Annotated in this window: 12 protein-coding genes; 7 read left to right on the top strand and 5 right to left on the bottom strand. The window is 70.5% G+C overall.

All coding sequences use genetic code 11. The features are described 5' to 3' along the window. Positions 1-70: 70 nt before the first annotated feature. Positions 71-1321, top strand: coding sequence for an APC family permease (locus tag ACFT7S_RS03285; protein ID WP_382726270.1), 1251 nt, complete (start codon positions 71-73; stop codon positions 1319-1321). A gap of 110 nt (positions 1322-1431) precedes the next feature. Further along, entirely contained in the window at positions 1432-2721 is a 1290-nt protein-coding gene (locus ACFT7S_RS03280; protein WP_382726268.1) for a phosphoribosyltransferase family protein, read from the top strand. A gap of 65 nt (positions 2722-2786) precedes the next feature. On the opposite strand, the gene ACFT7S_RS03275 is transcribed toward ACFT7S_RS03280, so the two are convergent. Next, positions 2787-3062: a DUF1876 domain-containing protein gene (locus ACFT7S_RS03275; protein ID WP_382726266.1), complete on the bottom strand. Its 276-nt coding sequence runs from the start codon at positions 3060-3062 to the stop codon at positions 2787-2789. 145 nt (positions 3063-3207) lie between these two features. Between ACFT7S_RS03275 and ACFT7S_RS03270 the strand changes: the two genes are divergently transcribed. Together ACFT7S_RS03270 and ACFT7S_RS03265 are read left to right on the top strand one after the other, a co-directional pair. Further along, complete coding sequence (locus ACFT7S_RS03270; protein WP_382726263.1) at positions 3208-3408, top strand: hypothetical protein; 201 nt, start codon at positions 3208-3210, stop codon at positions 3406-3408. A gap of 81 nt (positions 3409-3489) precedes the next feature. Further along, complete coding sequence (locus tag ACFT7S_RS03265; RefSeq protein ID WP_382726261.1) at positions 3490-3855, top strand: PH domain-containing protein; 366 nt, start codon at positions 3490-3492, stop codon at positions 3853-3855. 67 nt (positions 3856-3922) lie between these two features. Here the strand turns inward: ACFT7S_RS03265 and ACFT7S_RS03260 are convergent, their stop codons facing one another. Both ACFT7S_RS03260 and ACFT7S_RS03255 read right to left on the bottom strand, forming a co-directional pair. Next, positions 3923-4654, bottom strand: a complete 732-nt coding sequence (locus ACFT7S_RS03260) for a peptidoglycan recognition protein (RefSeq protein WP_382726801.1) — start codon at positions 4652-4654, stop codon at positions 3923-3925. Positions 4655-4828: 174 nt separating this feature from the next. After that, a complete protein-coding gene (locus ACFT7S_RS03255; protein WP_382726258.1) occupies positions 4829-5473 on the bottom strand; it encodes a ScbR family autoregulator-binding transcription factor in 645 nt (214 codons plus the stop codon). A gap of 106 nt (positions 5474-5579) precedes the next feature. Here ACFT7S_RS03255 and ACFT7S_RS03250 point away from each other — a divergent pair, with 106 nt between their 5' ends. Further along, complete coding sequence (locus ACFT7S_RS03250) at positions 5580-6473, top strand: ScbA/BarX family gamma-butyrolactone biosynthesis protein (protein WP_382726255.1); 894 nt, start codon at positions 5580-5582, stop codon at positions 6471-6473. Positions 6474-6537: 64 nt separating this feature from the next. On the opposite strand, the gene ACFT7S_RS03245 is transcribed toward ACFT7S_RS03250, so the two are convergent. Next, on the bottom strand, positions 6538-7302 hold the full coding sequence (locus ACFT7S_RS03245; protein ID WP_382726252.1) for a glucose 1-dehydrogenase: 765 nt from the start codon (positions 7300-7302) through the stop codon (positions 6538-6540). 32 nt (positions 7303-7334) lie between these two features. After that, the gene (locus ACFT7S_RS03240; RefSeq protein WP_382726249.1) at positions 7335-7934 is read right to left on the bottom strand and encodes a ScbR family autoregulator-binding transcription factor; all 600 of its coding nucleotides are present in this window, start codon (positions 7932-7934) and stop codon (positions 7335-7337) included. A gap of 150 nt (positions 7935-8084) precedes the next feature. On the opposite strand from ACFT7S_RS03240, the gene ACFT7S_RS03235 reads away from it, so the two are divergent. Together ACFT7S_RS03235 and ACFT7S_RS03230 are read left to right on the top strand one after the other, a co-directional pair. Then, positions 8085-8999, top strand: a complete 915-nt coding sequence (locus ACFT7S_RS03235) for a zinc-binding alcohol dehydrogenase family protein (protein WP_382726247.1) — start codon at positions 8085-8087, stop codon at positions 8997-8999. A 149-nt stretch (positions 9000-9148) separates the two neighbouring features. Then, the gene (locus tag ACFT7S_RS03230; protein ID WP_382726244.1) at positions 9149-11437 is read left to right on the top strand and encodes an MMPL family transporter; all 2289 of its coding nucleotides are present in this window, start codon (positions 9149-9151) and stop codon (positions 11435-11437) included. The last annotated feature ends 98 nt before the right edge of the window (positions 11438-11535 follow it).

The following is an 11535-nucleotide window of genomic DNA, read 5'->3' as shown; positions in this document are numbered from 1 at the left end:
CTCCAGCCGCGCTACCGTGCGCCGACAGCCGGGCCGGCCGGATGCCCGTGCGCGCGGGGAGGATCGATCCATGAGTCAGGCAGAGACCGGCGAGCTGCGACGACGGCTCGGAGTGCGCGACGCCGTGGTCATCGGGCTGGGCTCCATGATCGGGGCCGGCGTCTTCACCGCGCTCGGGCCCGCCGCCGAGGCCGCCGGTTCCGGACTGCTGCTCAGCCTGGCCCTCGCCGCCGTGGTCGCGTACTGCAACGCGACATCGACCGCCCGCCTCGCCGCCCGCTATCCGCAGTCCGGCGGCACCTACGTCTACGGCCGCGAACGCCTGGGCGACTTCTGGGGCTACCTGGCCGGCTGGGGATTCGTCGTCGGCAAGACCGCCTCGTGCGCCGCCATGGCCCTCACCGTCGGCGCCTACGCCTGGCCGGACCAGGCGCACGCGGTGGCCGTGGCCGCCGTCGTGGCGCTGACCGCCCTGAACTACACCGGCGTACAGAAGGCGGCCCGGCTGACCCGGACCGTCGTCGCCGTCGTCCTGGCCGTCCTGGCCGCGGTCGTCACCGCGCTCCTGACCAGCGGCACGGCCCAGGCCTCCCGCCTCGAACTCGGCGGCGACATCACGGCGAGCGGGGTGCTCCAGGCCGCCGGGCTGCTGTTCTTCGCCTTCGCCGGATACGCCCGCATCGCGACGCTCGGCGAGGAGGTCCGCGACCCCCGGCGCACCATCCCCCGGGCCATCCCTCTCGCCCTCGGCATCACCCTCGTCGTCTACACCGCGGTCGCCGTGTCCGTCCTGGCCGTCCTCGGCCCGGACCGGCTCGCCCAGTCGGCCGCCCCGCTCACCGACGCCGTGCGCGCGGCGGGCGTCCCGGCCCTGGCTCCCGTGGTGCGCGTCGGTGCGGCCGTCGCCGCCCTCGGCTCCCTGCTCGCGCTGATCCTGGGCGTCTCCCGCACCACGCTCGCCATGGCCCGCGACCACCATCTCCCCCGTACGCTGGCCGCCGTCCACCCCCGCTTCGGCGTCCCCCACCACGCCGAGCTGGCCGTCGGCGCCGTCGTCGCCGTACTCGCCGCGACGATCGACGTACGGGACGCCATCGGTTTCTCCTCCTTCGGCGTGCTGGTCTACTACGCCATCGCCAACGCCGCCGCCCGCACCCTCGGCCCCGACGAGGGGCGCCCGCCCGTGCCCGTACCCCTGCTCGGCCTGGCCGGCTGTCTCGCGCTCGCCCTCACCCTGCCCGCCCCCTCGGTCCTCATCGGCGGCTCGGTCCTCCTGGCCGGCGCCGCCGTCTACGGGCTGCGCCGCCGGACCACGGGCTGACGGGCCCCGCCGCCCGCGCCGTCCCCGACTTGCCGGACCACCCCACATGGGGTTGGTTCGAAGTAGGTGTGTACGTGGTTCCCGTCTCCCCGGTTTGGGGGTGAACCGGCGTGCTGTTCACCGATCGTGCCGCAGCGGGGCAGCAGCTTGCCGAAGCGCTCCGGCACCTTGAGAAAGAGCGTCCCGTCGTCCTCGGTCTGCCGCGCGGCGGAGTCCCGGTGGCCTTCGAAGTGGCCCAGGCCCTCGACGCACCCCTCGATGTGATCGTCGTCCGCAAACTCGGCGTGCCGTACCACCCCGAGCTGGGGTTCGGTGCGATCGGCGAGGACGGGGTGGAGGTCATCAGCGAGGAGATCGTCCGCCGGGCCGGGGTCACGGAGCAGGACGTCGCATCCGTCGAGCAAGCCGAGCAGGAGGAACTCGTACGCCGGGCACGGGCGTTCCGCGCCGACCGGCCCCGGGTGCCGCTGGAGGGCCGGACGGTAATCCTGGTCGACGACGGGATCGCGACCGGCGCCACGGCCGAGGCCGCGTGCGAAGTCGTACGGGCGCACGGGGCGGCCCGTGTGGTGCTCGCCGTTCCGGTGGCGCCGCCGAGCGCGGTCGCCCACCTCCGTGCCCTGGCGGACGACGTGGTGTGTCTGTCGACGCCGGCCCTGTTCTCCGCCGTCGGCGAGTGGTACCGCGACTTCTCCCAGACCCCGGACGAGGAGGTCGTCGCCCTGCTGGCCCGTGCCGCGCACCGCGACGCACCGTCCCGCCCCGTCCGTAGGACCGAGGTCGAGGTGACGGCCGACGGCCTCGCACTGGCCGGGGAACTCGCCCTTCCCGAGGACGCCGGGGCGGTCGTGGTGTTCGCCCACGGCTCCGGAAGCAGCCGCCACAGCCCCCGTAACCGCGCGGTGTCTGCCGGCCTGAACCGGGCCGGCCTCGGCACCCTCCTCTTCGACCTGCTCGTGCCCGCGGAGGAAGGCGACCGCACATACGTCTTCGACATCGAGACCCTCGCCCGGCGGCTGACGCACGCAACCCTCTGGCTGCGCGACCGGGTGGACGTGCCGATCGGCTACTTCGGCGCGAGCACCGGAGCCGCCGCCGCGCTGCGGGCCGCGGCGGCCCCCGACGCGGACGTCGGCGCGGTGGTCTCGCGCGGCGGACGCCCCGACCTCGCCGGGCCGCGGCTCGCGGACGTACGGGCCCCCACGCTGCTCATCGTGGGCGGCTACGACGATCAGGTGCTCGATCTCAACCGGCAGGCGCAGGCCGAACTGCGCTGCGAGAACCGCCTGGAGGTCGTGCCGGGCGCCACGCACCTCTTCGAGGAACGCGGCGCCCTGGACACGGTCGCCGACCTCGCACGCGACTGGTTCACCCGGCACCTGGTGACGGGTGAACGGTGACGGGCGCCGACGGGCCGGCAGCCTTACCTGATGGCGTCCTCACTTCATGGCGTGACATCCTCACTTCATGGCGCGAGCGGGTACGACCTGCGCCCCGACGCCTCGTCGATCTCGTCGTGCGCCTTGGTCAGCAGCTTCATCGCCAGTTCGTTGAGGGCTCTGCCACCCGCGATCTCCTCGCCCACTCTCGGCTGCTCGGCGTCACTGGGGTGACGGCTGGCGTAGCCGTGCGAGCGCATCTCCGTACCGTCCGGGAGGCGCACCATCGCAGCCGCACGGGTGCGGTTGCTGTCCTCCTCGAATTCGAGCTCGATGTGCCATCCGACAGCGGTCCTGAGCATGACGGTCACCTCCGGAAATCCCCTCCGGACATCCCCTCCTACCAGGGTGCTCCTGTTCCCTCGGCCGCGCAGCGCCACCCTTCCCTGATTAACCGGATCAATGGGAAAACTTTCCGCATGTCCGGCACGGGATTACCGTTGAAGAATGTCCAGCCACCAGCGCGAGACCAAGCCACAGACGGAATTCACGTGTCCGGCCTGCAAGCAACCGGTTGCGACCGAAATGACCCGGCACAAGACGCTCGGGATCTTCGTACCCGTATGGCAAGCGGGCCCGTGCCAGAACCCCGACTGCCCCGAGTACCGGGCGGATACGGAGCAGCCGCAGGACAAGGCGCACTCGTAGCCCCACCAGGCCCCCACCCCGCCCGCACCCCGCCCGTATACAGTGCGAAAATCAGTATGTTCGAGTAGGTGGGGGCCTGGCATGGCACTGTTCGGAAACGCGCACACGATCGACCCGGGGACGGCTCAGCAGGACTACGCCCGGCTGCTGGCGCCGGGCGAACAGATCAGCGCCGCCTATCTGTTGATCCGCGACACGATGCTGTTCACCGAGCATCGGCTCATCCTCGTCGACAAGCAGGGGATCACCGGCAAGAAGATGGAGTACCACTCGGTCCCGTACCGGAGCATCACGCACTTCTCGGTGGAGACGGCCGGCACGTTCGACCTCGAAGCCGAGCTCAATATCTGGATCACCGGGGCCCCCCTGCCGGTCCGGAAGACCTTCTCCAAGGATGTCGACATCTACGAGGTGCAGGCCATCCTGGCGCAGTACGTGGCCAAGTAGGTCGACGCGGCCACGTAGGTCACGCCACCCGGTCTCGTGCCGGTCCGAGCGGCCCTCCGCGTACGCCTCACCGTCGGCGTTCGCGGAGGGCCGACACCATCTCGCGGATGGCGGGCAGCTGGGCGTACATGGCATCGCCGGGGCAGTCGGTGAGATAGCTGTCCCGGTGTCCCGACACGACGTGCAGCTTGGCCGCGTGGCCCTTCGGGTACCGGCTCTCGTCGTTCGTGGAGACCAGCCGTACCGAGCCCCGCGGGTCGGTCCCGGGGCGCAGCTTCCACGCGATCACCCGGCTGATCGCCTCCACGACCGCCTTCGGTACGGGCACACCGGCCCCGAAGGTGCCGATCGCCGCGATCCCGACGCTGTCGGCGTTGAACCCCTTGGTGTGCGCGCCGCGCACCGGCCGTGTGATGCCGCCGGCCCTGCCCTCGTAGATGGTCCCGCAGCGGTCGACGAGGAAGTTGTACCCGATGTCGTCCCACCCGTCCGCCTTGATGTGATTCGCCTGGATCCGGCGCAGCAGCTCCGGGGCGTCGGCGCAGTCGTAGCCGTTGGAGTTGCCCGTGTGGTGGATGAAGGCGGCGCTCACCCGGCCCGTGTACGCCGCCGCGTGCTTGACCATGCCTTCGTCTGCATGCCAGAACGACCGGGGGACGATCTCGGGCTGCGGTGCCCCGGGCGGGACCTCGGGCAGGGCGAGGGGTTCGGGCGCGGCGAATCGTACCGGGGCATCCCGGAGGACCAGGAAAGCCAGCGGCATGAACACGGCACACAGGACGAGCCGACGCGACCACATGGGCATACGTCCACCCTGCTGCCTGCGCGGCCGCCCCGCAGCCGTGCCAGCCAACCGAGTGAGGGGAGGGCCGTGGAGACGAGCCCGGGGACAGACCAGGGACAGGCCCGGCAGAACATACCGAGCGTGCCTTTTACGGGCACCCGAACCATTCCGGCCAATCAGCGCCGAAGGTCAGGAGGCGACCGCTCCCCTGCTGTCCTTGAGGAGCCGCTCGGCGCGGTGCGGAGACGTGTCCAGTCTCGACAGCACGCCCGGGACGGCGTTGTTGGGGAGGATGAGTTCGAAGAGGGCCGAGATCTCACAGACCAGGTCCGGCGGCTCCGCCATCGACTCGGCGACCAGCTGAACTCCCGTCCACGCGCCGACGAACAGCCGTGAGGTGGACTCCGGGTCGACGTGCGGCAGCAGCTCCCCGCGCGCCTTGGCCTCGGTGAGGATCTCCGTGCCCATGTCGATCCAGTCGGGCCAGCGGGTGCCGAACAGGCTCCGGGCGCGCGGGTCGACGGACAGCCGGATCGAAGCGCTCAGCATCGGCTCGCGGGGCAGCCGGTACGCCAGCAGCAGCGCTATGTCCACCCACTCCTGGAGCTTGAACGCCTGCGGCGTGAGCCCTTCGGCGGTCACCGCCTCTTCGAGAACTCCTCGCGCAAGCTCTTCCTTCGAAGTGAAGTGGAAGTACAGTGCACCTCGGGTAAGTCCAGCCCGTTCAAGGATTGATGCGATGGTGGCCGCGTCGTAACCGTGCTCGTCGAAGACCTCGGCTGCCGCTTCCAGGAAGATCCTGCGCGTGCGGATCGCCCGTTGCTGTCTGGCCAACTCGCGCTCCCCTGACCTCGTCTTTGCGCTTACTTCAAAACAAACGGGTGAGCCGGTATCATATCAGTGCGAGCATCATCACATTGCGCCACGTCCGGGGGGGATCGTGTCCGAAGCTCCTGTGATTGACGACAACTTGACCGCGGTGCCCAAGGAGATCGTGCATCTCCGGCGGGACGCCTCGGTGTTCATCACCGACTGGACGTGCCTGGGCCCCGGTGACTTCACGCTCACCGCCCGCTGGCCCGCCACCACCGTCGGCCACGCCTACGACCCCAGGGTGCTCACCCAGACCATCCGGCAGAGCGGCCTGGTCATCGCCCATGCCGCGTACGACGTGCCACTCAGTCATCAGACGCTGCTCCATGACTTCAACTTCACTGTCCGGCCCGGCTTTCGGATGCCTGCCGACCGTCCCTCGGCCCTGGAGATCGGGATAAGGGTGTCGGAGCCCACCCGCCGCGGGAAGAACGTCAGCGGTCTCGGCATGGATGTTCATGTGACCCAAGAAAACACCACTGTGGCGGTGGCGAATTCGGAGTTCGGCTGGATTTCGCCGGCCGCCTACCGCCGGCTGCGCGGCGAACACCTCTCCCGCAGCTGGAACGAATGGCCGCTTCCCGCTCCTGTCGCCCCGCGCACCGTCGGCCGGCTCACCGCTGCGGACGTGGTCCTGTCCGCCACCGACCGCCCCCACCGCTGGCAGTTGCGCAACGACGCCGACAACGTCCTCCTCTTCGACCACCCGGTCGACCACGTCCCCGGACTGGCGCTCATGGAGGCCGGCTATCAGGCGGCGCAGGCCCTGCTCTCCCCCGCGGCCTTCGAGCCCACGGGTATAGCCAGCAGGTATGAGCGGTACGTCGAATTCGACCGGCCCTGCTGGGTCGAGGCCGAGCTGATGCCGCCCCCCGGCCCCGGCCTCACCGCGGTGAAGGTCACGGGCACACAGGACGAACAACCCGTATTCCAGGTCGAGTTGAGCGGCACCGTCACCTAGCGGTGGCGCACCGGACGACGGGGCCGGCCGACGGAGTCCGCCGGTCCCACGCCGTACCGGCGGGTCACTGATTGATGAATCCGCCGTCCACCGGCATGACCGTGCCCGTGAGGAACGGGCAACGGTCGCTGAGCAGCCACGCCGCAGCCGCCGCGATCTCCTCCGGCTCCGCCGTACGGCCCTGTGGCGTAAGGGAGTTGACCATTTCCTCAAGGCCGGGATTGCGCCCGAACCAGTCGGCGGTGATCTCGCTGCGCGTCGTCCCGGGAGCGACGGCGTTCACCCGGATGCCCTGCTTGGCGTACTCGTCGGCAGCCGCCCGCGTGAGACCGACCACGGCATGCTTGGACGCTATGTAAGGCGCGGCGGCGGGTATCGCCACCAGCCCGGCCACGCTGCTGTTGTTGACGATCGTGCCGCCGCCGCTGGTGAGCATCGCGGCGATCTCGTACCGAAGGCAGTTCCACACGCTTCGTACGTTGGTGTCCATGAGGGTGTCGTAGATGTCGTCGCCCATCAGGTGCATCGGCGTCCGGTCACCGCCGAGACCCGCGTTGTTGAAGGCCGAGTCCAGGCGCCCGTACGTCGACACGGCGAAGTCCACCGCCCGGGAGACCTCTTCCGCCACGGATACGTCGGTGACGACGTAGGCCGCTTCCGCACCCTTGTCCCGCAGTTCGCCGACCAGCGTGGCGAGCCGCTCTTCCCGGCGGGCGGCCAGCACCACCTTCGCGCCCTCCTGGGCGAACACCCGGGCCGCCGCCGCGCCGATGCCACTGCTCGCCCCGGTGATGAGGACGACTTTGTCTGAGAGGAGATCGTTGCTCATGGGCGCAGTGTCGCAGGGCTGTTCGATGCGGACTATGGCAGCCCCGTCTCTCCCCTGCGCACCGCGAGCCGTGGCAGCATCAACGACCAGAACTGGGCGACCGCCCGGCACGAGGACCACTCCGCGTCCGCGCGCCCCAGGATCTCCGAGCCCACGACGGCCGCCGTGACCGCGGACACCACGGCATCCGGCAGCACGTCCGCCGCCAGATCGCCCCGCTCACCGGCGACGACCAGCGTCGCTCCGACCCAACTGCGCCACTTCAGCCAGAGTTTGGCGTCCTCCTGCCAGGTGGCGTCGTTGCCGAGGCCGAACCCGACCCTCAACACCACGTCCTGAGTGAGGCGTTGGGACAGCAGATGGGAGGTGTCGACCAGGAGGCGCAGTGGATCGGGGTGGCCGGGCGGGCACGGGGCGATGATTCCGCGCAGCGTTTCCGCCGCCGCCGACTCGACCGCCTCCCCCAACTCCCTTTTGCTGCTGAAGTGGAAGTGCAGCGCACCGCTGCTGACTCCGGCGCCGGTGCTGATGTCGGAGAGCGAGGACAGTCCGAACCCGCTCCGGGCGAAGGCCTCGGCGGCCGAACGGATCAACTGCTCGCGCGTACGCACCGCACGGTCCTGCTTGGCCATCCTGACGCTCCGGGGGGCGTGATCAACGACTGCGTGCGGCGAAGTCACCACGTTAACAAACCGGTCGTATGGTTTCGGTGGTTGTTTCTTGAATCTGGCTGAAATTCTGTCCCGGCCCCGGCCCCGGGTGGCTGCGCGGTACCGTGCGGCATGCTCGCTATCCGGTTCGGCCACTTCGGTGGTCCTGAAGTCCTCGCGCCCGTTGAACTGGCCGCCCCCGTCGCGGGCCCCGGAGAGGTGCTCCTCGCGGTCGAGGCAGCCGGGGTGAACTTCGCGGACACCCATCAGGTGGACGGGTCCTATCTGACCGCCGACGCCCTGCCGTTCGTCCCGGGCAGTGAGGTCGTGGGCCGTACCCCCGACGGCACCAGGGTGCTGGCCCGGGTCTCGGGCGGTTACGCGGAGCAGGTGGTCGCCAAGGAGTCCGCCGTCCAGGAGATCCCCGAGGAACTGGGCGCCGCGGAAGCGCTCGCCCTGATGATGCAGGGCCTGACCGCCTGGCATCTGCTCCGCTCGGCGGCCCGGCTGCGCGAGGGCGAGACCGTGGTCGTCCACTCGGCGGCCGGCGGAGTGGGCAGTCTCGCCGTCCAGCTGGCCAGGGAGTTCGGCGCCGGACGGGTGCTCGCCCAGGCCTCGACCCCCGCCAAGGAGCGCCTCGCCCTGGACCTCGGTGCGGACGCGGTTATCACGTACCCCCACGAGGAGAAGGCGGACGTCGTCCTGGACGCGGTGGGCGGTGAGCTCTTCGACCAGGCCCTGGGGTCCCTGGCGTCCTTCGGCAGGCTGGTGACCTACGGCAACGCCGCCCGTTCCGGATTCACCCCGGTCGACCCGGCCCGGCTGAACCGGCTGAACGCGGCGGTCGTCGGTTTCTGGCTGCGGCCGGCCCTGGCGGCGCCGGGTGCGGTCAGCGGTCCCCTCAAGGAACTCTTCGGCCTGGTGGCCGAGGGCCGTCTCAAGCCGGTGGCCGGAGGGAGCTACCCGCTCGCGGAGGCCCGTCGCGCCCACGAGGACCTGCTCGCCCGCCGCACGGTCGGCAAGATCGTCCTCGTCCCAGGAGCCTGACCGCGACGACCTCATCCGGGGCGCCGGTCACCCGTTCTCCCGCACCGGAGTGCCGCGAGGCCGGAACGGGCTTTGACTGCTTCGTACGAGTACGAGCCCTTCCCCAGACCTCGCGTCCCCACGAGTCCTGGGCCCGACTGGGAGTGCCCATGCCGCTGCCGCCCTCCACGAACGACTCCGGTGCGGAATCCGTCCCCGAGCCCCGGACCCCGCACCGCGCGGACGACGCCCGGCCACGCACGGGTGCTCTGCGCCGCACCGGCCAGTGGTGCGCCCGGCACTTCGTCACCGTCATCGTGCTCTGGCTCGCCGCCCTGGCCGGGCTCCAGGTCCTGAACCACGCGTACGGCGGCGACTACTCCGACGACTTCTCCCTCCCCGGCACCCAGTCGCAGGACGGCCTCGACGTGCTCAAGGCGCACGATCCCTCGGCCGGCGGCTACAGCTCCCAGGTGGTGCTGCACGACGCGTCCAAGCCGCTCACCGACGTCAGCAGCCAGGTCTCCTCCGCCGTCACGGCCCTCGAAAAACTGCCGCACGTCCTCTCGGCCCAGAACCCACTGCCCTCGGACGGCTCCACGCCCCCGGCCTCCGGCACCCCGAATGTCGGGCCTCTCTCCACCGACGAGAAGACGGCGTACATCACCGTCCGGTTCGACGTGCAGCCCTCCACTCTCGGGGAGGGCTATCTGGACGGAGTGGACTCCGCCGTCGCGCCGCTGCGCGCGGCGGACGTCGACGTGGAGTACGGCGGACCGCTGGGCGAACTGGCCCGCCCCGAGGCGGACGACAGAACCAGTGAGGTCATCGGCTTCGGGGTGGCGATCCTCGTCCTGCTGATCGGCTTCGGCAGTCTGCTGGCCGCCCTTCTGCCCCTGATCACGGCACTGATCTGCGTCGTCTGCGGCCTCGCCCTGCTGGGACTGCTCGCAGCCACGGCCACCTTCGCCACCGTGTCACCGACCCTGGCCACGATGATCGGGATCGGCGTCGGCATCGACTACGCGCTCTTCCTCGTCACCCGGCACCGCCAGAACCTGATGAACGGCGAGGACCCGGTGAGCGCCGCCGGCCTGGCCGCGGCCACCAGCGGGCGGGCGGTCCTGCTCTCCGGCTGCACGGTCATCATCGCCCTCTCCGGACTGTGGGTCTCCGGGATCGGCTTCATCGGCAAGCTCGGCCTGGCCGCGGCGGTCACCGTTGTCACGGCAGTGGCCGGGGCCCTCACCCTCGTACCCGCGATGCTGGGTCTGATCGGCCGGCGCATGGACCGGCTCCACGTACGCACCCCTGTCGCCGAGACCGACGCGGAGCCCGGCGAGGAGACGCACGGCGGCTGGCACCGGTACGCGCGGCGCGTGGAGCGCCGGCCGTGGTGGTTCCTGACCGGCGGGGTGATCGTCCTGGTCGTCCTGGCATTCCCGCTGCCGTTCATCCAGCTCGGGCACATCGGCGACGGCGCGGACCCCAAGTCCTTCACCGACCGGCGGGCCTTCGACCTGATGTCCTCGGCCTTCGGCCCCGGTTCGAACGGCCCCCTGACCCTCGTGATCGACCAGACCTCCGTCCCGCAGTCCGACCGGTCCGCGCTGGCCACGCAGGCGCAGCAGGCCCTCACCAAGGTGCCGGACGCGGCCACCATCACCCCGCTGAAGGCCACGTCCGACGGCGACGTGCTGATCGGCACCGCGTACTCGGTGGCCTCCCCGCAGGACGAGAAGACCACCGATCTCGTCAACCGGCTGCACGACGAGGTCCTGCCGAAGGCCGTCTCCGGGACGGACGCGAGCACCTACGTCACGGGCACGACCGCCGCCCAGGTCGACTTCCTGGACATCGTCTCCAGCCGGCTCCCCCTGATCATCGCGGTGGTGGTGGGCCTCGCCTTCCTCGTCATCCTGACCGTGTTCCGCGGCCTGCTCGTCGCGGTCAAGGCGGCCGTGCTCAACGTGCTGTCGATCGCGGCCTCGTACGGCGTCGTGGTGGCCGTCTTCCAGTGGGGCTGGGGCGGCCCGGCCCTGGGCGTATCGGGTGACGTCCCGATCGAGAGCTACGTACCGATGATGATGTTCGCCATCGTCTTCGGCCTCTCCATGGACTACGAGATCTTCCTGCTCTCCCGCATCCACGAGGCGTGGCTGCGCACCGGGGACCCCAAGGCGAGTGTGGCGCACGCCCTGGAGATCACCGCCCGGGTCATCACCTGCGCGGCGCTCATCATGGTCAGCGTGTTCGCGGCCTTCATCATCAGCGACAACATCGTGGTGAAGATGCTGGGCCTGGGCCTCGCCGCGAGCGTCCTCATCGACGCCACCGTCGTCCGCCTGCTGCTGGTCCCCGCCGTGATGACCCTGCTCGGCAAGGCCGCCTGGTGGACCCCGCGGTGGCTGGACCGGATCCTGCCCCACCTGGACGCCGAAGGTGACGCCCGTACCTAGGGCCAGGCCAGGCCGGGCCCGGGGGGCTGAACCGCCGGACCGAAGCCGCGTACAGCAACGCGCCCGTCGTTCCGTTTGCGGCGGTCACTATGGTGTCC

The organism is Streptomyces sp. NPDC057136 (assembly GCF_042670885.1).
GTDB lineage: Bacteria > Actinomycetota > Actinomycetes > Streptomycetales > Streptomycetaceae > Streptomyces.
This window is presented reverse-complemented; position numbering and strand designations above follow the sequence as displayed.

Coding starts and splice junctions, on each gene's coding strand:
- ACFT7S_RS03270 (WP_382726263.1), top strand. CDS start 3,208: ATGTCCAGCCACCAGCGCGAGACCAAGCCACAGACGGAATTCACGTGT.
- ACFT7S_RS03230 (WP_382726244.1), top strand. CDS start 9,149: ATGCCGCTGCCGCCCTCCACGAACGACTCCGGTGCGGAATCCGTCCCC.
- ACFT7S_RS03265 (WP_382726261.1), top strand. CDS start 3,490: ATGGCACTGTTCGGAAACGCGCACACGATCGACCCGGGGACGGCTCAG.
- ACFT7S_RS03275 (WP_382726266.1), bottom strand. CDS start 3,062: ATGCTCAGGACCGCTGTCGGATGGCACATCGAGCTCGAATTCGAGGAG.
- ACFT7S_RS03245 (WP_382726252.1), bottom strand. CDS start 7,302: ATGAGCAACGATCTCCTCTCAGACAAAGTCGTCCTCATCACCGGGGCG.
- ACFT7S_RS03285 (WP_382726270.1), top strand. CDS start 71: ATGAGTCAGGCAGAGACCGGCGAGCTGCGACGACGGCTCGGAGTGCGC.
- ACFT7S_RS03235 (WP_382726247.1), top strand. CDS start 8,085: ATGCTCGCTATCCGGTTCGGCCACTTCGGTGGTCCTGAAGTCCTCGCG.
- ACFT7S_RS03240 (WP_382726249.1), bottom strand. CDS start 7,934: ATGGCCAAGCAGGACCGTGCGGTGCGTACGCGCGAGCAGTTGATCCGT.
- ACFT7S_RS03260 (WP_382726801.1), bottom strand. CDS start 4,654: ATGTGGTCGCGTCGGCTCGTCCTGTGTGCCGTGTTCATGCCGCTGGCT.